This window comes from Phaeodactylibacter sp., from assembly GCF_022763345.1.
Classification (GTDB): domain Bacteria; phylum Bacteroidota; class Bacteroidia; order Chitinophagales; family Saprospiraceae; genus Phaeodactylibacter.
Window position 1 is genome coordinate 1 of the sequence record NZ_JALEGS010000021.1, and the last position, 22,522, is coordinate 22,522.

The window sequence follows — 22,522 nt, forward strand, 5'->3', positions numbered from 1 at the left end:
AGCTGCGCAACAGGTGCGGGTGCTCTCCAAAGACCTTCTTAAAGGTCAGGTCATTCTTTGGGTCCAGATACCTCATACTCAAAAATACAAAAAAAGGATGGGTTGGGTTCTAAAATAAAAAAGGGTCCGGCTTTCGCCAGAACCCTTATCAAGTCTATTTTTAACTGGTTGGTTTTACACCAAAATCCGAATAGGATCTTCCAGAATATCTTTAACGGTATTGAGGAAAGCGGCGCCAGTCGCTCCGTCCACTACGCGGTGGTCGCAGGACAGCGTTACTTTCATCATGTTGCCGACAGCCAGTTCTCCGTCCTTCACAATGGGCTTCTGAATAATGCCGCCAACCGCAAGGATACAGCTGTCTGGTGGGTTAATGATGGCCGTGAATTCTTCAATGCCGAACATGCCCAGGTTGGAGATGGTAAAGGTATTGCCTTGCATCTCTTCAGTAGACAGTTTGCGGTTTTTAGCTTTGCCAGCGAGGGTTTTGACTTCGGTATTGATTTGCGACAGTGACTTCATGTCTGCAAAGCGGATGACCGGTACAAGCAGCCCTTCGTCTACAGCTACAGCTACGCCAACATTCACATCCTTGTTCTTACGGATCTTATCGCCCAGCCAGGAAGAGTTGATCGCAGGATGCTGACGCAGTGCTACAGCACAAGCCTTCAGCACCAGGTCATTGAAGGAAATCTTAGTCGGTGCCACTTCATTAAGGCGTTTGCGCACCTTGATGGCATTATCCATATTGATTTCCACGGTCAGGTAGAAATGCGGAGCAGAGAATTTGCTTTCACCAAGGCGGCGCGCAATGGTCTTACGCATTTGGCTGATGGGCTGATCCTCGTAGTTGTCACCGCTGGCAGAAATAGAAAACTCAGGAACTTTAGCTGCAGGAGCTTCCTGCTGTGGAGCAGGCTGTGCTGCAGGAGCCTCGGGGGCTGACGGTGCAGGCTGTGGGGCAGGAGCAGACTGTTGTTGCTCGATCGCCTCCTCAATATCTTTTTTGACAATACGGCCGCCATCTCCGGAGCCATTCACCTGAGCGAGGTCGATATTTGCTTCCTTAGCCATACTGCGGGCCAATGGAGAAGCCTTAATGCGTTTATCGCTATCTGATCCGCTGTTATCTGAAGATGCAGAGGCTGCGGGGCTGCCGGAAGTCTCTTCTTCCTTTGGTGCCGGAGCTTCCTCATCCCCGGAATCGTCGCTACTGTCATCAGCGCCACCGTTGTCAGAAGAGGCGCCTTCGATAGCAGCTTTCCAGTCTTCGCCTTCCTCTCCGATCACGGCAATGACATCGTTGATGGGCACAGGGCCTTCCTTTACTGCGATGTGGAGGAGCACTCCATCAAAGTAACTGTCCAGCTCCATGGTAGCCTTATCGGTTTCCACTTCCGCCAGCGTTTCGCCAGCTTCCACTTCTTCACCTTCTTCCTTGAGCCAGCTCACAATATTGCCCTCTTCCATTGTGTCGCTCATTCGGGGCATTCTGATGACTTCTGCCATACGATTGTGTATTTTGGTAGTTGATCTTTTGTTAATACCTGGTGTAATCTATACACTAAGTGCAAAGAAAATGATTATTGCTCAATAATTAAAACCCACCCGCTTAGTTAGGGTTCACGGAGGGTTGGTTCAATACTGTTTGGACAGCAGCCAGCATTTCGGGCAAGGGGCGGAAACCTGTAGCAATCAGGTGAAACTGATCGCCGGTTTTCATAAAGCAGGTGGGGAAACCCCGAACGCCGATTTGTGCGGTGATCTGGAATTCCTCTTCTGCTTTTTGCCGGTAAGCCAAGTCTTTCATCATTGTAGTGAATGACGGGCCGTCCATCCCGATTTGCTCCGCACAAGGCGCGTAACCCTGGGCTTCAGCCGGCGGTATTCCATCGAAGTAAACCGCTTGCTGCAAAAGGCGAGCAAATTCCACCTGCCTGTCTGGTGCCTGCTCCTTAGCGATCGCCATGGCTACAGCTGCCGGCACCGATGTGAAGACTGCTTTGCCGTCTGCAAGCGTGCCCTTCAGGAAGTCAGGCCCAAAAGTAACGCCGGTGCGCTCCTCTACTGTCCGGTAGGCTTCACTAATGTAACCGGCTACTTCTCCAATCCGCCCAACGCGGTCGCCGGTAATCATGCCGCCGGAGATGACCTCGAAATCCATTTTGGACTCAAACTGTTGGTACAACTGATGGATGACTGGGCTGAAGCCGTAGCACCAGCCGCAGAGGGCATCGTAGAAGTAGAAAAAAGCAGGCTTATTCTGCCCGAATTCGTCAAATGACCGGGTCATGTTCACTAAGTTTGTTACTCAAGACAAGGTATGAAGGTGGGAATTGTTTGCCCGGCATCGCGTTTTCCCCCGGTAATTGCTAATTTTGAAACTATGAATTTTTCGTCCAAACATATCGAATCAGCGGTCAATGCCTTTGCTACCCTGCCTGGTATTGGCAAGAAGACAGCTCTGCGCCTTGTCCTCCACCTTACACAGCAGCCCGAGGAAGTTGCGGAGCAATTTGCGGAAGCGATCGTCAAGATGCGGAAAAATATCCGGCAATGCGAGCGCTGCTACAACCTATCAGATGACCGGCTCTGCAACATCTGCGCGGATAAACGCCGGGAAGAAGGCACTATCTGTGTGGTGGAAAGCATTCGCGACGTCATGGCCATTGAGGATACCGGGCAGTACCGGGGGCTATACCATGTTTTGGGCGGCGTCATTTCCCCAATTGAGGGGGTGGGCCCGGAGGACCTGACCATTGATCCGTTGCTGGAGCGCATTGAAAAAGATGAGGTCAGGGAGTTGATTATGGCCATCAGCCCCACTATTGAAGGCGATACGACGACCTTTTATATTTCCAAAAAGCTGGAAGGCAGGGAAGTACAGGTGAGCACCATCGCCCGTGGCGTTTCCTTCGGCGGCGAGCTGGAATATGCGGATGAACTGACCCTGGGGCGTTCGATTGTGGCGCGGCAGCCTTATCATAAATAGTAATTTATGCGTATTCAAAGACTTGAACTAAAAAACTACCGCGGGTTTTCGGATTTGTCGATTGATTTTCCCGAAAGCGGTGCTGCTGTTTTTATTGGATGGAACGGGGCGGGTAAAACGAGTGTGTTGGAGGTGTTGAATAATTTGAATCGGTTGGTTTGTAACTATCAGTTTTCAGATACAGCCACACAAGGTCATGGCTTATCAAAGATGGATGTAAGTCTTGGAGCGACTGTTTGTCATGTTCAGATAGAAGTGTCGTTAGCTAGTGAAAAACCTGGGCAATTGAAGCTTAAATATGACATTTCATCGGGCAAAAGTCAAGGCAATATATCTTCAGAAATTGATAATTGGGGCGTGGAAGAGTCTGGAAAGGCTTACCTGATTAATGAGAAGTCAATTCCTGTTTTTGCTTTTTATACGGCGTTGAGGTCGCTGCGGTATGATAGTCAAGTGCCCGAAGAAGGGCCAAAACGCTACCTAATCCCCCAACTCAAAGCCTACGAAGGTGCGTGGGGCAACACATTACAGTTTGATCATTTTATAAAGTGGTTCGTAGAAGAAGAAAACAAGGAAAACCGGGAAAAAATCAGGTTGAAGGATTTTGACTATCGTAATCCTGGATTGGATGCTGTAAGAAGTGCCTGGGAAACCTTCTTCGCTGCACTTGGGGAGAGACAATATACAAACCTTAGGGTTGAAGAGCGTGAAATTAACCAATTTACCTCAGTGCCAAGTTCTCTGGTGGTTACCAAAGACGGACAAGACCTCAACCTTTCACAACTCTCTGATGGAGAGCAATTGAGCCTGGGCATGGTAGCCGATATCGCTCACCGCCTAGTTATTGCCAACCCTGGGCTTACTAAGCCATTGGAAGGAGAAGGTGTTGTTCTGATCGACGAGATCGAGCTTCACCTACACCCCGCCTGGCAGCGGAGGATCGTACCTGCTTTAGAGAAAACTTTCCCTGGCATACAATTTATTCTGACGACTCATTCGCCACAGGTCGTTAGTGAAATAGCCAGGAGTCAGGTGTTCCTATTGGAAAATTTCAAGGTCATCAGGGAGGTCCCTCATACGCTGGGGCGTGATTCCAATACCCTTCTTCAGGATGTCTTCAATGTACCGGAGCGTCCGGAAGCCGCAAAACTGGAGTTTGAAAAGCTATATCGTATACTGGACAACCCTCAGAAAAGAGAAGAAGCTAAAGGCCTGTTGCAGGAAATGAGCCAAAAATATGGAGCCGATGATCCGGAGATTCAAAGAGCAACGCTTCATTACGAATTCATGAACGAAGCATGAAGTACATCCTCAAAGCGGCGGGAAATGAACCTCAATCATTAAAAGAGGTACGCTCCACCCCGGGCTCGACTTATGATGATTGCAATAAGGCAGATATCAGGCGTGCCCTTCTAAAGGAGCAGGGACATATTTGTGCCTATTGCATGAGCCGAATCAGTAACGATCTGGATATGATGGGCCGTCCAAAAATGAATATTGAGCACTACGCTGCTCAAAGTGGGGAAGATGGAGAGAAGCTGAGGTTAAATTATTTTAACATGCTCGGGGTTTGCACAGGAGGAGAAGGAGGGCCTGCACATCTGATGCATTGTGATAAAAGCCGTAAAAATACTATTCTGACCATTGATCCGAGGAGGCCGCAGTGTGAAGATCTGGTTAAATATACTGCTAACGGAACCGTCTTTTCAGGAGATGAACGGGTGGAAACAGATTTGAATCAGACATTGAACTTGAATATAAGAAGCCTGAAGAGCGGAAGGGCTGCTGCAATACAGGCCGCAAAAATTACACTCAAGAATTACTCAAAGGGAGCCATTCAGCAACAGATAAAGAAACTGGAACAAACGGGCTCAGAAGGAAAATACGAAGTTTACTGTCAGGCTGCGATTTATATCCTCCGAAAGAAGCTACATCAGTTATGAAGCTCTCCGTCATCATCGTCAACTACAACGTCAAGTACTTCCTTGAGCAGGCCCTCCTCTCCGTGGGCCGGGCCTCCCGCGGGCTGGAAGTGGAAACCTGGGTGGTCGACAACAACTCCGTGGACGACTCTGTGCGCATGGTGCAGGAGAAATTCCCTCAAGTACACCTCATCCAGAATCAGGATAATCCGGGCTTCTCCATTGCCAACAATCAGGCGGTCCGGCAAAGCAAGGGGGAGTACGTCCTCCTGCTCAACCCAGATACCGTAGTCGAAGAAGATACCTTTGAAAAGTGCATTGCTTTTATGGATGCCCATCCGGAGGCTGGGGGGCTGGGCGTCCGCATGATTGACGGCAGCGGTGCTTTCCTGCCGGAGTCAAAGCGGGGCTTCCCGTCTCCATGGGTGGCTTTTTGCAAAACGGTGGGATTGTCCAGGCTTTTCCCCAAATCCCGCCTTTTCAACCGCTACCACCTGGGCTATCTGGATGAAATGGAGACAAATGAAGTGGAGGTCCTGGCTGGTGCATTCATGTTTATGCGGCGCTCCGTGCTAGATGAAGTGGGGCTGCTGGACGAGGCGTTTTTTATGTACGGCGAGGACATTGACTTGTCTTACCGCATCATTCAGGGAGGATACAAGAATTATTACCTGCCCGAGACCTCGATTATTCATTACAAAGGCGAGAGTACCAAAAAGGGCAGCCTAAACTACGTTCGTGCTTTTTATAATGCCATGATCATTTTTGCCCGTAAACACTTCACAGGCAATAAGGCTGCCATGTTTGTGTTGATGCTGCAGATTGCAATCTACTTGCGTGCCGGTCTGACTGTAGTTTCAAATTTCCTGAGCCGGGCGTACCTGCCACTACTTGACGGACTGGTGATTTACACCGGATTATTTTTTCTGAAAGATTTCTGGGGGGCATATCATTTTCAGGACCCGGATTACTACAGCTCTTCTATATTATATGTCAATTTCCCGCTTTATGTTGGTATCTGGCTGCTTTCCATCTTTTTCAACGGAGGGTACGATGAGCGCTACCGCCTCCGCCGGCTGGTCAGAGGCGTAATGTTGGGCACACTGGTGCTGCTTGCCGTTTACGGACTGCTGGAGCAAGAGTACCGCAACTCCCGGGCACTCATTTTGCTGGGCGCACTTTGGGCGCTCACGGGGACTCTTGTTGTTCGCATGTTGATGCACTTTGCAGCTTTTCGTCACCTGAGGATTGGAGAAGAAGGGGAGATGCCTATTGTGATTGTAGGGACAATTGAGGAAAGCGAACGGGTGCAGCAGTTACTGCATAAGGCTGAAGTCCACCGTCCGGTGGTGGGCACCGTAGCGCCTGCTAACGAGCCGCATGACCAAACCATCTACCTCAGCCGTCTCGAACAACTGGAGGAGGTGGTGCACATCTACAATATACGGGAAGTGATTTTCTGTTCCCGGGATGTGCCTACACAGGCGGTCATGCAGTGGATGTCCCGCCTTGGGCCCGCTGTCAACTACAAGATTGTGCCCCGGGAAAGTATGAGCATCATCGGTAGCAGCTCCAAAAATACTGCCGGCGAACTGTACACGATTGATATCCGCTATAATATTGTGCAGTCCATGAGCCAGCGTAATAAACGGCTTTTCGACATCAGCTTCGCGTTGTTCCTGCTGTTGACGCTTCCATTGCAAGCGATTCTTGTGCGCCGGCCCCTGGGCTTGTTGCGGAACAGCCTGTGGGTACTCATCGGACGGTACAGCTGGGTAGGCTATGCGGCCACGGATAAGGAAGATGTCAGTTTGCCTGCTATCCGGAAAGGCGTCCTATCCCCACTCGATGGGTTGCGTATCCATGAGGTGGATCAGGCGACCCGGCAGCGGCTCAATTTTTTCTATGCCAAAGACTATAATACTAATAAAGACACGGAGATTTGCTGGAGTGCCTGGCGCAATTTGGGCCGGGATACTAAATCTTGACCGTATTTCGTTCTGTAATTCACATATAAATATCTAGATGTTTTTGTATTTGCCTGGAAAACCTTACCTTGGTTGTAGGAATAAGCGAATAGGACATGAGAAAGAAGCTACAGAAGTTTACAGAGTTTGCAGACAGCCTTTTGCCACATGAAACGGCCTACCTGCTCGAAACACAGCAGTTTGAGGACGAGATCAAGCTGGGTATACTGGAACGGCTGAACTACAACTGCACCAATATCCGCCAATTCACGCCCTATGACAAGTCCATTGACAAGCGCAAGTACTCCAATTTGAAAAACTGGGTCAATGAGCGCCTGGAGTCCATTGATGTGGATATGCGATTTGACTGGATGAGCCAAATGGAGCGGCAGATCATGACGGATGCCATTGAGCCCGGAGAGGAGAAACAGCTGGTTAAGGCGATCCGGGACTACGAGCAGCTGGACTTTTACTTCACCAAATTCTACGAGCTGGTGCAGCTGTACCGGCAGTACCTCCTGATCCGGATGCGCTATGCGCACCACCGGGTCGCAGATGACTTTTTGCGCAAGTACCGGGAGCGTTATGACACCTGCAAAGAGGTCTTTGAGCGGATGCATGAAGCGACCACGGATATCGTGGGGCAGTACTCTGAAAATTCTGCACAGTCGATGCAGTGGGAGGGCTGGCTTACGGAGGTCTTCTATGATGAGCACCTCGACGGGCTAAACCGTTACCTGGCGCTCGTACGCCTAACCTTTATCTACTTTAACTACCGGCAGTTTGACAAGCTGAAGGAGAAGTATGACTACATCGACAGCTTATTCCGCAAAGGACAGTATTATTCCCGGCGCCTTCTACTCAACTACTATGGCAACCGGGTGCTGCTGCACACCAAATTTCAGGACTACGATAAGGCAGAGTATTATGGCTATCTGTCAGTGCGGGATAAGAACAGTGACTACATCCACTACGTCAACAATCTGAGTGCGGTGCTGCTTCGGCAAAAGAAGTACCCGGAGGCGCTGCAACTCATGCGTACGGCTTACCCTGAGATGAAACACTCGCCGAGTTTCCATAACCGGATCGGTTTTGTAGCCTTTTACCTCAAGTGCCTGAATTACAACCAACAATACCGCAATGCGGAAAACTATGCCGAGTCGTTTTTGCAGGCTTACAAAAAGGAAGTTTTCGAGCATCGCTGGCATATTTTCTTTTCTTCTTATCTGGAGGCTATGCTCCGGCAAGAACGCTACCCTAAGGTGCTAAAGGTCGTGCGCAAATACCATCTGCTCGACAAAGAACGTCAGTATCAACGCAATGCGAACTACCTGCCCACTATACTTTGGTATAATGCAGTGGCCCAATACAAGGAAATGCTAATGGAGAAGGACGAGCTCGCTGAACTGATACAGACCTCTATCAACAGTCTTGACAGGATAGAAGACAAGCAATATCAGCTCAGCGATTTGCTGGAGCAAATACGTCCGTTTGTTCCCGGCATCGTTAACCGGATACAAGGGAAAATGCCAATCAGCCTAGGGTAGGGTGGGCTGTTGGTGATGCGATGTTGTTCGTTCTACAGTACTTTGCCGTACCTTTTTCAAGGTGAGTGTTCGTTCGTAATGCTTGATGAGCCGGTCTTGATATTCGGCCATCTTGTTGAGTACGCGCAGTTCTTCGTTAAGATTCCGTTCCCGGTCTTCCGCCTGCCTGGAATACTCCAGTTTTTTGCGGTTCCGGTTGATGTCAAGAATTTTTTGAATGGTATGGTTGAGTGAAATTCGTGCTTTCAGTAGTCGGCGTTGGATCGACCTCTTTGTCATACCTGTAAATAATTTGGTTAGTAGATGCGGCAGGCTTCTTTAAGGCTGCCGTTGGGTGTTTTGATAGGTTATCAGCTATTTTAGTGCTGGTTAGGCGGAGGACTTTGCAGTAAGCAAAGTAAGCTGATTACCAAAAAAAGACCGCTGGGTTGATAGGCGTCATGGCGAACAAATTTTGGATTGTGAATCAATTTCAAAACAATATTTGAAATCACTAGTTCCAAATATACAAAATAGAAACAACATATCCTAACTTTCGGTTCTTGAGCTCAGCGCCCCAGAACGTTCGCGCCGGAGCAAAAAAGTAGCGCCCCCTGACTCCGGGCGGAGGCAATGGGGGCGCAAAAGTGAATTGACACAAGACTCTTAAAATCCGTTAACGCCGTTAACGGTAGTGTATTTAAAACTTACTTTTTGTTCCGGGTGTACAATTTTGAAGGCAGACTGGCACATTAGGGTAGCTTCGTGGAAGCCGCACAGGATGAGCTTTAGTTTTCCCGGGTAGGTATTGATGTCGCCAATGGCAAATACGCCAGGGATGTTGGTGCTGTAGTCAAAGGTGTCGACTTTGATACCATCCTTTGGGTCAATATCGAGGCCCCAGTCCTGCAAAGGGCCCATTTTGGGGGTAAGCCCAAAAAGCGGCACGAAAAAGTCTGTCTCTTTGGTATAATCGCCTTCCGTTTTGTGGTGAATGACCACTTCTTTCAGCTTGCCGTTGCCTTCCAGCCCAATGACCTGTGCTTCTGTAACCAGGTTGATTTTGCCCTCTGCGGCTAGCATTTCAACTTTCTCTACGCTGTCGGGCGCGCCCCGGAACCCTTTCCGACGGTGAACCAGCGTTAGTTCTTTAACCATATCAGAAAGGTGGATCGCCCAGTCGAGCGCACTATCTCCACCACCGGAGATCACTACCCGCTTATCGCGGAAGTGCTCAGGCTCCTTCACCATATATTCCACGCCTTTGTGCTCGAACGTCTCAATATTTTCGATTGGTGGCTTTCGGGGCTCAAAGCTGCCAAGGCCTGCAGCGATAGCAACGACAGGGGCATTAATTTGAGTGCCCTCGCTTGTAGTGATGGTAAAGCTGCCATCCTCTTGCTTGTCCAGTTTTTCGGCCCGTTCACCAAGTGTGAAACCCGGCTTGAACGGTTCGATTTGTTCCATGAGGTTGTCGACCAGTTCCTTGGCCCCTACGGTGGGGTAGCCGGGGATGTCGTAGATGGGCTTCTTGGGGTAGATTTCCGCCAGCTGCCCACCGGGTTGTGGAAGAGCATCCACAATATGGCAGCGCAGTTTCAGCAGCCCGGCTTCAAAAACAGTAAACAGGCCTACCGGCCCTGCTCCAATAATGATGATATCTGTCTTGACCATGATTAGATGATTCTTTTATTGCGCCTGGGATATTTCACGAAGGTGCTTATTTAATGGCACATTGGTGCGTTCTGCATGTCTTCCCAGAAGCGGAATTCAATCGGGACATCAAAATTCAGTCCACGCATGATGAACAGGATGGCAAATCCGACCAGAAAGGCCGGGAGCAATTTGCGCAAGCGTACCCGCCACTCCAGTTTGATAAACTGTCCGGCAAGCGCAGTCGCCAACATCAGTGGGATAGTGCCCAATCCAAAGGCTGCCATGTATAGCGCACTGTTCCAAATAGCTCCTGTACTTACTGCGCCGACGATGGCCACATACACCAGGCCGCAGGGCAGCAGGCCATTAAGGCTGCCGATGAGGAATAAGCGCTCTCTGCCACCACCGCGCAGTAGCCTGCCCAGCTGGGTTTTGACCCAGCCGTTGAGGCGCTGCATGAATGGAATTTGCAGGATCCGGCTTTCCACATCAATGGAAAACAGCGCAACAAAAAGCAGGAATACGCCCAGCCCAATGGAAATATAGGACTGCGCCCCCGCCAGAAAGAAGCCTTTACCCACCAGGCCAATAACTGAGCCGAGGAGCGTATAGGTCAGGACCCGGCCAATATTGTACAGTAAGACATTGCCAGCTGTTGCCCAACGCCGTTTGCCCTGATAGGGCAGGGATAGGGCAATCGGGCCACACATGCCAACGCAGTGCAGGCTGCCGAGCAGGCCTATAGTAAATGCCGTCCAGATCGCCATATTACAACCGGATATCTTGTTCCTTATAGTAAGCCTTGCCATCACCAATCCAGTCGACCTTGATCTTCCACAGGCCCCGGCGCAGCTCCTCTGTAGGAATGCGCTGTATGCCATCACCCATCGGCTCTACCGGCAGGCGGAAGTCACTGGACTGATCGGAGGGGCAGAAGAAGTAAATCTCCCCACTCAAGGCAGAGACTTGCTTTGGAAAGTGCAGCTCCAGGGTTGCCTTATCGGCTAATGGCTGAATCTGCAAGTCCTCTTCAAGTTGTTGGGCATTGACCAGCTTATTGTAGTGCTCCTGATAGCGGAGGTCATCAGCGTAGTACTGGTCTGAAACCAGGCTGTGGTCGTACTGTGTAGACCGGTAGACCTGATAGACCAGTGAGAGGACAAACACGCTGAAAAAGATGGCGATGCCAGTTCCCCAATTGAATTTCATAATTTTCAAATGTTTTGCCCGTTCAGCATTCTGACCGGGTTCTTGTGTCAAAAAATATCTTGTGGTTTTGGAAAAAAGGGGGAGCCCGGAGGCCCCACCCTCTGCATTAACCAAAACTCAAATTTTATTTAACCGGGCCAAGGAAGTTGGTCTTGACCTTATCCACGAGCTCCCCATTAGAGTAGACCTCGAGGATGACTTTCGTTTTTCTGGATTCCAGTGCTGCTTTGTCCAAGTCGATAAACAGCGCACCTTCGGCCACTTTGCCGGCTGCGGCTACCGGTGGTTTGCCCACGAGCCTTATCCGGCCGGGGATGTCACCAATAAGCTTGAACTCCACAGGCACTTCCTCTGCGGTCTTGTTGATGACCTGATAGTTGTAGAGGTTGCTTATGTAAGTCTCATCCACTTTCTGGTAAAGTGTGCCCGGTGTACGCAGCAGCAAGGTCTCTACGTCGGTGCGGGACATCAGGAGTACGATATTCACCACCACCAGCAAGGCCAGTACAGCAGTATAAGCAATGACCCGTGTAGTGAAGAGCTTCTTCCTGCCGGATTCAATACCGTTATAGCTGTCGTAGCGGATGAGCCCGCGGGGCCGGTCGATCTTGTCCATGACTTCGTCACAGGCATCAATACAAGCGGTACAGTTCACGCATTCGAGCTGCGTTCCATCGCGGATATCAATACCAGTAGGGCATACCTTGACGCAAAGCCCGCAGTCAATGCAGTCGCCCAGTGCTTTCTTCATAGTTTCTGCCGGATTGGCACCAGGAGGCGTCGAATAGTCTCTCCCTGCAGGCGCTGTAGCCACTTCTGCGGTGGCAATATCCGTTTGCATTTGCGCAATAGGGTTGGATGCGCCAGCATTACCGGAAGTAGGAGTCGGGTTTTTCTTTCTGCCTCTTTTCATTTTCCCTCTGGGCTCACCACGCACGAAGTCATAGGCAACAACGATGGAGTTTTGATCCAGCATAACGCCCTGAAGGCGGCCGTAGGGGCAAATCGTTACGCATACCTGTTCGCGCAGGTAGGAGAAAACAAAGTAAAAAGCACCGGAAAACAGGATCATAGCAATAAAGCCCGAGAGGTTCTGTGAAACCGGCTCGGTGGCAATCTGAATCACTTCATCGACACCTATGATGTAAGCCAGGAAGGTGTTGGCAACAAGGACGGAGATGGCAAAGAATATCGCCTGCTTACCAATTTTCTTAATGATTTTCTGGGTCGTCCAGGGTGCGTTGTTAAGCCTTTTTTGAGCATTGGCGTCGCCTTCTATGGCGTATTCGATCTTACGGAAAACCATTTCCATAAAGATGGTCTGTGGGCAAACCCATCCGCAGAAGAGCCTTCCCCAGACAACGGTAAAGAGCACAATGAAGACGATAAGCGTCAACATGGCGAGTACAAACAGGTGGAAGTCCTGCGGCATAAACTGAATGCCAAAAAGGATGAACTTCCGCTCTAGAATGTTAAAAAGCAATAGCGGGTCACCATTTACTTTGATAAATGGCATCCCAAACAGGAAAGCGAGCAATACCCAGCTTAGGTAAGTGCGCGCATTGGTAAAGCGGCCCTTAGGCTTTTTCGGATAAATCCAGACGCGCTTGCCCGAATCATCCACCGTCGCGATTTTGTCGCGATAGTCTTCAGTGTCTATGATCGGATCGGTTGCATTCATAACGTAGTATGATTAAAGTGTGTTAAGCGCTGGGTGGTGTTTATTGGGTTACGTGAGGGTGACTCCGGCTTTGGAGGATTGCAGTTGGGGAAGGAGCCCCGCTTTAGCGGAGCTCCTTTTAATAATCTATTTGTTCATGCCCAAGGCATCTTCCGGCTCAGCAGCAGTGCTGGTGGAATCTGCAGCAGGTTGTTCCACTGCATCAGCCTGAGGCTCGTACAGGTCGCCTTGTGGTTCTTTGGCGTTGGGTGGGTTGGTGCCAACGAGCGTCAGTATGTAGCTGGATACCTTATGCATATCGGCGGCGCTTAGCTGAGACTTCCAGGAAATCATACCCTTTTCAGGCACACCATACTTGATGGTCTTAAAGATGTCCTTGATGTCGCCACCGTGGATCCAGTAGTTGTCGGTCATATTCGGCCCAACACCGCCTTCGCCCAGCATGCCGTGGCAGGCAGCACAGTTGGCATTGAAAATATTCTGGCCCGTTTCAAGCCCTGCCGCATCAGTCAACATCGTCACGTTGGTTTCATCAACCAGGTTAGCCTGAGTGGCACGGAAAGCCTGAACCGCCTTCTCGGCCCGCTCCATTTCCATCTCGTACTCTTCAGCTGAGCCGGGACCGGCATCAGTGAAGTGGTAGTAAGTCATGTAGACCACCGCAAAAGCGATAGTAATGTAGAACATAGCGACCCACCATGGTGGCAGGCTGTTGTCCAGCTCCTTGATACCATCGTAATCGTGGTCGAGCATAACGTCCTGTTCTTTCTCCACAGGTACGGCATCGGTCCACCGCTTGTACATACGGTCCCAGAAAGGTTCTTTGGCTTTCTGCACTTCTTTTTCGTAAGCTTCTAGCCCCATCTCCTGGTAGATGCGGATTTGATTGACCTTCACCATCACATTGAGGAGGTGGAAAAGCGCAACGATTGCTGCTACAATCACCGTACCGGCCAGAGCCGCTAGAGACCAGAACAGGAAGTTGTCGTAGAAGTAAGGGTTCGCGCCTCCATCTGCAGCTTCCTGTGCCTGTGCTGCGACAGTAAGCAGGAGCAGCGGCAACATCAGGGGCAGCGCCTTAAGTGTTTTATTTTTCATGTCGATCATTTTCAGCGTTAAAAGATGGGATGGAGTCATCAAGTGGCATATTCGCCATCTTATCAATGAATGCAGGCTTACTGCGGAAAGCCATCATCGCACTGACAAGGAATACGGCCATGAAGGTCAACAGGGACGCGATCGCCATCCAGTTGATGTTGCCCGCACCTTCGAGAATGTATTTAAACATGGTGATTTTTATTTGAAGGGGGCAGGCCTGCCGTTGAGCAGGCCCGCCACCAGTTCTTTAATTTTAGTTGCCGGCCTGTGGCGCAGGCTTGATGTCTGTACCAAGGCGCTGCAGATAAGCGATCAGGGCAATGATCTCTTTTTGCTCCAGATTGTCGCCTTCAATGCCATCCTTGCGCAGGCGGGCAGCCACCTCGGCAGCTTGCTTCTCTGCATCTGCAATGGCTTCTTCTTCATACCCTTCTTCGTAAGGTGTGCCAAGGGTGCGCAGCACGGCAATTTTTGCAGGCAGCAGGCTGTTGTCCAGGTCGTCCTCGATTAGCCATGGATAAACCGGCATAATGGAGCCTGGAGACATGCTTGTTGGGTCAAGCATGTGGTTGTAGTGCCAGCTGTCTGGGTATTTGTTGCCCAGGCGGTGCAAATCCGGACCGGTACGCTTGGAGCCCCAGAGGAATGGACGGTCGTAAATGAACTCGCCAGACTTGGAGTACTCGCCGTAGCGCTCGGTCTCTGAGCGGAATGGGCGCACCATTTGAGTGTGGCAGCTGATACAGCCTTCACGGATGTAAAGGTCACGGCCTTGCAGTTCCAGCGCAGTATAAGGCTTCACGGATTCAATCTTAGGAACCTGATCGCCAATCATGACCATCGGGAAGATTTCCACCATACCACCGATCAGAATCGCAATCGTAGAGCCAATCAGCAATTGTACCGGGCGGCGCTCGATCCAGCGGTGCCAGTGTTCGCCCTTGTGGGCACCGGCAGTAGCGACCCGTGCAGGCGCCTCAGCCGCTTCGTAAGCCTGGAAAGTACCCGACTTGATCGTCTTCACGAGGTTGTAAAGCATCACAAAGTAACCGCCTACATACAATGCACCACCTACGGCGCGCAGGGCGTACATAGGGATAATCTGCGTAACGGTTTCCAGGAAGTTGCCGTACTGCAGGAAGCCATCAGGAGTAAACTGCTTCCACATCAGGGATTGTGTCCAACCTGCCCAGTACAATGGGATAGAGTAAAACATGATACCCAGCGTGCCGATCCAGAAGTGCGCATTGGCCAGCTTCTGAGAATACAGCTGCGTTTGGAATATTCTTGGGATAAGCCAGTAGAGTACACCGAAGGTCAGGAAGCCGTTCCAGCCCAGTGTGCCAATGTGTACGTGGCCTACGGTCCAGTCGGTAAAGTGGCTGATTGCATTTACAGACTTGATGGAAAGCATCGGGCCTTCAAAAGTCGCCATACCGTAAGCGGTAACGGCAACCACCATGAACTTCAGGATTGGGTCCTGACGGACGCGGTCCCATGCCCCCCGCAGGGTCAGCAGGCCGTTGAGCATACCACCCCAGGATGGCGCGATCAGCATGATGGAGAATACCGTACCCAGCGACTGTGCCCAGTCAGGCAGAGACGTGTACAGCAAGTGGTGAGGGCCAGCCCAGATGTAGATGAAGATCAGTGCCCAGAAGTGGATGATCGACAGCTGATAAGAGTAAACCGGGCGGTTCGCTGCCTTAGGCAGGAAGTAGTACATGAGGCCCAGGTAAGGCGTGGTCAGGAAGAAAGCCACCGCATTGTGGCCATACCACCACTGAATCAGGGCATCCTGTACACCAGCGAATACCGGGTAGCTTTTCCACATGCTCACCGGGATTTCCAGGTTGTTGCCGATGTGGAGCACGGTTACAGTTACCCAGGTAGCGATGTAAAACCAGATGGCTACGTACAGGTGGTTTTCCCGGCGTTTGAGAATGGTCCCGAACATGTTCACACCAAAGGCGACCCATACCGCTGCAATAGCAAGGTCGATGGGCCACTCCAACTCGGCATACTCTTTTGAGCTAGTCAGGCCGAGAGGAAGGGAAATAGCAGCAGCGAGGATAATCGCCTGCCAGCCCCAGAAGTGAAACTCGTTCAGGAATTTACTGTACATGTTCGTTTTCAGCAGTCGCTGCAACGAATAGTACACACCCATGAAAATACCATTACCAACGAAAGCGAAGATCGCCGCGTTGGTATGCAAGGGGCGGATACGCCCGAAGGTGGTCTCTGCAGTAGCGAAGTTCAGTGCCGGGAAGACGAGCTGCAGGGCTGCCAAAAGCCCTACCAGGATGCCTACCGCACCAAACACCATCGTCGCGTAAGCAAACTTACGCACAATGGCATTATCGTACTGGAATTGTTCTACTTGCGCCATTTTAGGTTACGATTTTGTTGTTGTAGTATTTTTGTTGTTTTCTGGTTGGTCGTCGTCAAAGAGTATCCGCATGGCGGGGCTGACGTCGTCATCAAACTGGCCGTCCTTAACTGCCCAAAAGAAGGCCGAAAGGAAGCCTAAAGCCACAATAAGGCTTAGTATGATCAGGAGGATAATGATTTTCATATCTTGTGTCGCATTCAATTTGAGTGCAAGATAGAGGCGGCGGCAGGGGGCTAAGATGATCTTAGTCAAAGCTTGGGGGTGATTTTTGTCATCCCTCGGTCAGGCAAGTGTCAAAAGAAGGTTTTTTGTGTAAGTAAACATATTGTTAGGTTGAACGAAATTACTGTGGCCGATACGGTTTTTTTTCGCATTGCTGTTTTCTATAGCTTAATGGCCGGGGTGTTGCTCATGGGTTGTAAGACGGAAAAAGAGCCCCGCCGCTTTCTGTTTCTGGGGCACCCCTATGAGTGGGGTACAGAAGATCAGGTGGACCCCCGCCTGGAGGCTTTCGACTACGAGCCTTATGAGGCTGTTTGGCTGGGTGGTGACGTTTGCGCCCGTACGGCCAAGGATCCGGCGACGATGGATTATCTCGATTCGGTATTCAACCTGGAGCGCACGCACTGGGCACTGGGTAATCACGACTGGGACTATGGCGAACGGGAAAACGTACTAAGCCGCTTGCCTTCTCCTCCTTATTATACGGTATGGGAGGATGGCTTCTGCCTGACGGTGCTCAACACCAACTTGTTCTGGCCTTACCCTTCCACACCGCCACAGGAAAACTGTACCGATAAAATGGCGCAGTGGCAAATGGTGCATAACGTGGCAGATACAATCAGCGAGGCCACGCATTGGGTGATCCTGCACCACCACGCATTGTTCAGTGATCTCATGGTGGAGCCACAGGGTGGCGATACGCTACGGGCATTCAATGTGAACCCTGCGCCGTTTTTTACCACTTGCGATAGCCTTTTTGAGCTCACCGGCACCTGGTACCCTGAACTGGTCCGGGTGAAGCAGCGCGGTGTGGAGGTTGTGTGCATCGGCGGAGACTTTGGCATGCGCGCAAAGCAATTCGAATTTCAGACTCCGGAAGGCATCTGGCTGCTGGGCTCGGGCATCAACAACAGCGTTTCCCGTGAATATGCCCCGGCCTATGTGACGGATTTTGGTCCGGACCACGTATTGGAGTTGTGGTATCAGGAAGGGCGGCTGGAGTGGGCCTTTGTGCCGTTGGGTGGGGAATGAGATGAGCAAATAAACCAGTCGAAGAGCTAATCAATCTCCGGGATTTCGATGACGACCCTGGTCCCGCGGCTTTCGCCTGTACGGCCCATTAGGTCAGTGATTTGGAATGTAATCCCGTAGCCTTCGAATTGCCGGAGCGCCTCCAGCCTTTCTTCAATCATTTGCATGGCCCTGGACTTATAGTTTTTATTGGACCTGAGCCTAATCTCCATAGCCTTTTCTCTACCTATGCCGTCATCCTCGATGGTACAGCGGACCCCTTCCCCAAAAGGCTCAAAAGCAATGATCAGGGAACCTGGTCCCGGTTTGTGGAAGAGCCCGTGATTAATAGCATTCTCTACAAAGGGCTGTAGCAGCACAGAAGGGATGAGTGTGCTGTACAGATCTATCCGTTCATCAATAATGAGCTGGTGGCTAAACTTGCCATTGAACCGGGCTTGTTCGAGGTTGATATAGAGGCTCAGGATTTCAATTTCCTCGGATAAGGTGATGTAACGTTTTTTAGAAGACTCCAAAAACAGCCTCATCAATTGACCGAACCGGGCCAGGTAATCATCAGCGAGCATAGTTTCCCTTGACTGTATGAAGTGCTGGATGGCAGACATGCTGTTGAAAACAAAGTGTGGGTTCATCTGGCTTTGCAGCGCCTGCAGTTCCAGCTTGGCAAACCTTTTGTTAATAGCGGTCTCTCTTGCTGCCTGCCGCCTGATCCGGCGCACCCTTATGAAGTAAATGCTGACCACTGAAGCCAATAATGAAACAATGCATAGAAAATAGAATAACCTTGTTCGCCACCAGGGCGGGTGGATCGTAAAGCTTATTGGGTTTGATAAAGTTGTGGAAGTGCCCCTGGTGTCGGTAGCCGTGAGCTCGAAAGCGTAGGTGCCCGGGCTCAGGCTGCTGTACCTGACCGACCGGCTGAGTGTATGCTCAGGAGCGCGGTCTGCCCCCGTCAACTGATAGGTGTATTGGATATTGCCGAAACTCTTGTAGGAAAGGGCCGTGAAATGAAACTCGACTTCATTCTGGTTATAGTCCAAAGTTTGCATGTCGCCCTGGGGAATAGGCCGGCCATTCACATAAACTTGATCAAGATACAATTGAGGGGCAGTGCTGTCCGTGTGCGGAGAGGCGAGGTCAATCCTGGTGAGGCCCTCGTTGGTGCCAACGTACAGATATTGGCTATCGGCGATCACGCCATTAGCCTCTCTGGTAACGAGCCCTGCATTCTGGTTAAAGACCTTTACTACCCCGGATTCGGATAGGGGCTGCCGGGCCTGGATTTGTTTGACCCCGTAGTTGGTAGCCACCCAGACCTGATGGTCCTTTCCGATAAATATGTCCTGTATGATATCATTTCCGGTGCCCTTGATGGTAACCGCCGTATCATTTCGGACCGCAACCAGGCCAAATCCATCGGTGCCGGCCCAGAGGGTGTTGTCGGGGCCGATTTCGATATCCCAGATGTTCTTATTGTTCAAAGCCGCAATGCCGTCATGAAAGTGGTAGCTATCGTTTTCGAAGCTAGCCAGCCCATCGTTATGGCCCAGCCAGATTTTCTGAGTACTGTCCATCGCAATACTATAGGCACGTTTAAAGGACATGAACTGCACATCAGCCGGGGCACCTGCCCTGAATTTGCACAGGTAAGAATAGTTGCCTCTTGCGATGGCCAGCCATTGCTTGTCTTCAGCCCATATCAAATCTTTCCCTACCTTGGTAAGGTGGGCGGTATTGGCCAGGGGGTTGTCGAGGTTGCTGTCAATGCTTCTGTAATCAGGTGTATACCCCTTGCTTAATAATTTTGAAAGTGGAACAGCGGAATGGTCCGCCAGGCTAAGCCGGTAGATGTCATCACTTTGCCGGATAAACCAGAGGTGTCCCTTTCCGGCAGAAATAGCTTTGATAAGCCCGGCGTCATTAAACTGCGGGCTTTGGCTTTTGTAAACCAATGTGGCTTTATTTTTGCCGGAGCGGGCCTCAAAAATATTTCCACTGCGGCTGCCGCAGAAAATGCGCCCATTGGCAGATGCCATAGCCGTGATTGCATAATCATCAGCCACGGGCAGGGAGATATTTGTGGCGCCGCGTTCCTGAGCAGTCAGGAAAAAGACCCCTTTATTCTTGCTGGTCACCCACATATTGCCTTCCCTGTCCTTAAATATGCGGTCGAACTGTATGGTAGGGGGGAGGTTAGGGTAAAAGACATCTTCAACTTCAGAGATATTACGCAGTACAAGCAGGCCCAGGCTGGTCTGTACCTGAACCTGCTGCCCCTGAAGGTGGAAGCGGACAACGTTAGGGATACTCTTGAAATAGTCCAGGAGGTTGATGTGCTGAGCGGTTTGCCGGCCTACATCCAGATAATGGATGAGGCTGTCCCCGTTGGAGTGAATGTAAATCCCGTCTTGATAGGGTTGGTAGGCATTGAATGATTTACTGGCAATTTTGGATATTTGTTGGGGATAGGTGCCAACTTTCATTTTGCCAAAAACTTGCCCGATTTTTGTATCAAAGAAGAGTAGTTCTCCTTTTTCGGGGTCTATCAATACAGCTTTGAAGGGCTTATAGAAGTAAATAGTAGAGTTGGAAAAGCCTTGTTTAGCGAGTTCTTTTTTTAAAGAATCAATTTGAGGGTGTTCTCTTTCAGATTTGATACTTCCATCTGGAAAAGATATCGTATTTCCATAACCATAATTTATGCCCCAAATTGTGGTCCCATTACTAAGGATTTCAAAAGAAAAATTATTTAGGAATTTCTGTTCAGCGATGGTCACGAAACTATCTTTGTTGGTATCCAATACAACCAACTTTTTAGCAAAACTATGCAGCCACAACCGGCCTGCCCGGTCTTCAGTAATGTAAAAGATATCATTGGCTGGCAATCCATCCTTGATGGTGTAGTTCTTAAAGCCATATCCGTCGAAGCGGGAAACACCCTTCTCAGTATAAAACCAAATGTAGCCTTTGCTGTCCTGCATTCCGCCATAAACGGCATTTGTTGGCAGGCCATCATCTACAGTATAGCGCTGATAGCTGAATTGCTGAGCCAGGCATTCGGAATGAAAAAAAGCCATTAGCATAACCCAGCTTATTGTCCTCAACCAAAGAGTATGCATAAATAGCGTGACACATTTGAGGTATTGAGCAACAGGTGAAGTCAAAGTAAGTATAACTGTGCCCGAAAGTGCTTTGGCTCAAAGTACGCATTTTGCCTTTTGATTTCTAAAAATAAAATTGTCGTTTGGCTTAAAATAAGGTGAAGTTGCTTCTGGAAAAGCAACACTGTATAAAGACGGTAATGCAAAAGCATGAGCTTTACATCATCCTCCCCGTTTTCCCTGATTCCGGTCAGCCTGCTCGGAGACTAGCATTGTGGTTCCGGTTGTCGGGTTTTCCATAAAGATAAGTTGTGCCTCTACCTCGTTATTTTCACACGTTAGTTTTGTACTGTTATCAGTTGAAAAGCTAAAAATAATGTGTGGAAATAGCAAACGGTAGCTGTCTTTTGGGAGCTGTTGGTGTTGCTCTACAGTTAAAATGAATAAACTTCAATGCTTGATTTTTCCAAGTCTAATGTCCTGCGCTTTCAATAAAATTACCGGGGACATGCCCCTCCCGGTTGTGAAATAATTAAGAAAAGTAATACTTTTATCCGTGGTATTATTGCTAAACAATACTCGGATATACGAGTGAACTAAAATAAAGTATGAAACTTTCTATCTTCTTCCGAACAGCTTACTTACTAGGCGCCGTTGGCATGGTGCTCCTTTCCTCCTGTGGACAGGAAACGGCCTCCAAGTACCCGGTTAACGACCAGTCTTTTGTTATGGAAGGGCCGCTTTTCCAAGGGCCTAATACCGCACAGGCCTCTTTTACGCCTGCCATAAAGGCAGAGGGGAAGCTGACGAGCGCAACGCTTGCTTCCGCCGTATTGAAAGCGCCGGAGGGGCAAAACTTTGATGCCTTTTCAGATGTCGTGTTGCAATTGGTAACCAGTTCCAGCGACATGATTCAGGTGGGAGTGTTGAACCCCGTTCCAAAAGGCCAGTCAAGCCTTACCCTGCAGGTCTCCAATGAAGCGGACTTATCAGAATTGCTATCCTCCGGGGAATGTGTTTGGGTCATTGACGCCAATATTCCCGTTGACATGATGGACACCACGATAACCTTTTCGGGAGATTTTACGTTTGATGTAATCTATACCAAATAAAGGGGCTTCCAGTTCGTATGAGGGCCTATTTTTTTCACCCAATTACCACTTTTAACCAATTAAAATCATGACGAAATCTATATTTCTTACCTTTTCTCTCGCTATACTCACAGTGGGGGTTGCTTTCGGGCAAGACAAAAAAGCAGATCAAAAAGAAGCGGACCGCCTCATCGGCGTATGGGCGCCCAGTAATGGCCGTGCGTTGGTGAAAGTTCAGAACATTGCAGGCAAATACTACGGCCGCATCGTTAAGCTCAAAGAACCTATTGACCCGGAAACCGGGGAGCCAAAACTGGATAAAAACAATCCGGACGAGTCTTTGCGGGATACCCCACTCCTGGGTTATCGGATGCTCAAAGACTTCGTTTATGTCGGCGACGATGAATGGACCGAAGGGACCATCTACGACCCGCTAAGCGGTAGCCTCTACAGCTGCACCATTAAAATGAAAAAGAATGGCAACCTGGATATCCGGGGGTACATCGGAGTCAAAGCACTGGGCCGTACAGATGTATGGACCCGGGTCAAATAACCCGTCACAATATGCAGGGAGCCCTCCGTTTCCTGCATATTTTTTGCACCTGATTGAAATTCCAATGCTATAAAAAAGAC

At 49.9% G+C, this 22,522-nt stretch carries 20 protein-coding genes; 8 read left to right on the forward strand and 12 right to left on the reverse strand.

Annotated features, from left to right (window positions below; all coding sequences use genetic code 11):
* Positions 1 to 174: 174 nt before the first annotated feature.
* Both MRY86_RS05465 and MRY86_RS05470 read right to left on the reverse strand, forming a co-directional pair.
* Positions 175 to 1,509: a pyruvate dehydrogenase complex dihydrolipoamide acetyltransferase gene (locus MRY86_RS05465; RefSeq protein WP_293570079.1), complete on the reverse strand. Its 1,335-nt coding sequence runs from the start codon at positions 1,507 to 1,509 to the stop codon at positions 175 to 177.
* A 103-nt stretch (positions 1,510 to 1,612) separates the two neighbouring features.
* The gene (locus tag MRY86_RS05470; protein ID WP_293570080.1) at positions 1,613 to 2,293 is read right to left on the reverse strand and encodes a DsbA family protein; all 681 of its coding nucleotides are present in this window, start codon (positions 2,291 to 2,293) and stop codon (positions 1,613 to 1,615) included.
* Between the two features lie 93 nt (positions 2,294 to 2,386).
* Between MRY86_RS05470 and recR the strand changes: the two genes are divergently transcribed.
* From recR to MRY86_RS05495, 5 genes are all read left to right on the forward strand, one after another.
* Complete coding sequence (gene recR / locus MRY86_RS05475) at positions 2,387 to 2,992, forward strand: recombination mediator RecR (protein WP_293570082.1); 606 nt, start codon at positions 2,387 to 2,389, stop codon at positions 2,990 to 2,992.
* A gap of 6 nt (positions 2,993 to 2,998) precedes the next feature.
* Complete coding sequence (locus MRY86_RS05480; protein ID WP_293571046.1) at positions 2,999 to 4,294, forward strand: AAA family ATPase; 1,296 nt, start codon at positions 2,999 to 3,001, stop codon at positions 4,292 to 4,294.
* Entirely contained in the window at positions 4,291 to 4,935 is a 645-nt protein-coding gene (locus MRY86_RS05485) for a hypothetical protein (protein WP_293566543.1), read from the forward strand. Before MRY86_RS05480 ends, MRY86_RS05485 begins: the two co-directional genes overlap by 4 nt.
* Positions 4,932 to 6,902 carry a glycosyltransferase gene (locus tag MRY86_RS05490; protein WP_293566544.1) on the forward strand — a complete coding sequence of 657 codons (1,971 nt, stop codon included), beginning with the start codon at positions 4,932 to 4,934 and terminating at the stop codon, positions 6,900 to 6,902. The genes MRY86_RS05485 and MRY86_RS05490 overlap by 4 nt, the downstream gene beginning before the upstream one ends.
* A gap of 95 nt (positions 6,903 to 6,997) precedes the next feature.
* Complete coding sequence (locus tag MRY86_RS05495; protein WP_293566545.1) at positions 6,998 to 8,428, forward strand: hypothetical protein; 1,431 nt, start codon at positions 6,998 to 7,000, stop codon at positions 8,426 to 8,428.
* On the opposite strand, the gene MRY86_RS05500 is transcribed toward MRY86_RS05495, so the two are convergent.
* The 9 genes from MRY86_RS05500 to ccoS all read right to left on the reverse strand — a co-directional run bounded on the left by MRY86_RS05500 (position 8,420) and on the right by ccoS (position 16,695).
* Entirely contained in the window at positions 8,420 to 8,707 is a 288-nt protein-coding gene (locus MRY86_RS05500; RefSeq protein ID WP_293566546.1) for a hypothetical protein, read from the reverse strand. The two genes, MRY86_RS05495 and MRY86_RS05500, sit on opposite strands and share 9 nt — an antisense overlap.
* Before the next feature lie 366 nt (positions 8,708 to 9,073).
* Positions 9,074 to 10,081, reverse strand: a complete 1,008-nt coding sequence (locus MRY86_RS05505) for an NAD(P)/FAD-dependent oxidoreductase (protein ID WP_293566547.1) — start codon at positions 10,079 to 10,081, stop codon at positions 9,074 to 9,076.
* 50 nt (positions 10,082 to 10,131) lie between these two features.
* Positions 10,132 to 10,830 carry a sulfite exporter TauE/SafE family protein gene (locus MRY86_RS05510; protein ID WP_293566548.1) on the reverse strand — a complete coding sequence of 233 codons (699 nt, stop codon included), beginning with the start codon at positions 10,828 to 10,830 and terminating at the stop codon, positions 10,132 to 10,134.
* A gap of 1 nt (position 10,831) precedes the next feature.
* Positions 10,832 to 11,272 carry a FixH family protein gene (locus MRY86_RS05515; RefSeq protein WP_293566549.1) on the reverse strand — a complete coding sequence of 147 codons (441 nt, stop codon included), beginning with the start codon at positions 11,270 to 11,272 and terminating at the stop codon, positions 10,832 to 10,834.
* Positions 11,273 to 11,396: 124 nt separating this feature from the next.
* The gene (locus MRY86_RS05520) at positions 11,397 to 12,953 is read right to left on the reverse strand and encodes a 4Fe-4S dicluster domain-containing protein (RefSeq protein ID WP_293566550.1); all 1,557 of its coding nucleotides are present in this window, start codon (positions 12,951 to 12,953) and stop codon (positions 11,397 to 11,399) included.
* A 126-nt stretch (positions 12,954 to 13,079) separates the two neighbouring features.
* Positions 13,080 to 14,051, reverse strand: a complete 972-nt coding sequence (locus tag MRY86_RS05525) for a cbb3-type cytochrome c oxidase N-terminal domain-containing protein (RefSeq protein ID WP_293566551.1) — start codon at positions 14,049 to 14,051, stop codon at positions 13,080 to 13,082.
* Positions 14,041 to 14,241 carry a hypothetical protein gene (locus tag MRY86_RS05530; RefSeq protein ID WP_293566552.1) on the reverse strand — a complete coding sequence of 67 codons (201 nt, stop codon included), beginning with the start codon at positions 14,239 to 14,241 and terminating at the stop codon, positions 14,041 to 14,043. The genes MRY86_RS05525 and MRY86_RS05530 overlap by 11 nt, the downstream gene beginning before the upstream one ends.
* 63 nt (positions 14,242 to 14,304) lie before the next feature.
* The gene (gene ccoN / locus MRY86_RS05535; protein WP_293566553.1) at positions 14,305 to 16,440 is read right to left on the reverse strand and encodes a cytochrome-c oxidase, cbb3-type subunit I; all 2,136 of its coding nucleotides are present in this window, start codon (positions 16,438 to 16,440) and stop codon (positions 14,305 to 14,307) included.
* Positions 16,441 to 16,446: 6 nt separating this feature from the next.
* Positions 16,447 to 16,695 carry a cbb3-type cytochrome oxidase assembly protein CcoS gene (gene ccoS, locus MRY86_RS05540; RefSeq protein WP_293566554.1) on the reverse strand — a complete coding sequence of 83 codons (249 nt, stop codon included), beginning with the start codon at positions 16,693 to 16,695 and terminating at the stop codon, positions 16,447 to 16,449.
* A gap of 81 nt (positions 16,696 to 16,776) precedes the next feature.
* Here ccoS and MRY86_RS05545 point away from each other — a divergent pair, with 81 nt between their 5' ends.
* A complete protein-coding gene (locus MRY86_RS05545; RefSeq protein WP_293571048.1) occupies positions 16,777 to 17,697 on the forward strand; it encodes a metallophosphoesterase in 921 nt (306 codons plus the stop codon).
* 26 nt (positions 17,698 to 17,723) lie between these two features.
* Here MRY86_RS05545 and MRY86_RS05550 read toward each other — a convergent pair whose 3' ends face one another.
* Positions 17,724 to 20,774 (reverse strand): sensor histidine kinase, encoded by a 3,051-nt coding sequence (locus MRY86_RS05550; RefSeq protein WP_293569676.1) that lies wholly within the window; start codon positions 20,772 to 20,774, stop codon positions 17,724 to 17,726.
* 632 nt (positions 20,775 to 21,406) lie between these two features.
* Between MRY86_RS05550 and MRY86_RS05555 the strand changes: the two genes are divergently transcribed.
* Together MRY86_RS05555 and MRY86_RS05560 are read left to right on the forward strand one after the other, a co-directional pair.
* Positions 21,407 to 21,910, forward strand: a complete 504-nt coding sequence (locus MRY86_RS05555) for a hypothetical protein (RefSeq protein ID WP_293569678.1) — start codon at positions 21,407 to 21,409, stop codon at positions 21,908 to 21,910.
* A 67-nt stretch (positions 21,911 to 21,977) separates the two neighbouring features.
* Complete coding sequence (locus MRY86_RS05560) at positions 21,978 to 22,442, forward strand: DUF2147 domain-containing protein (protein WP_293569680.1); 465 nt, start codon at positions 21,978 to 21,980, stop codon at positions 22,440 to 22,442.
* Positions 22,443 to 22,522: the final 80 nt, after the last annotated feature.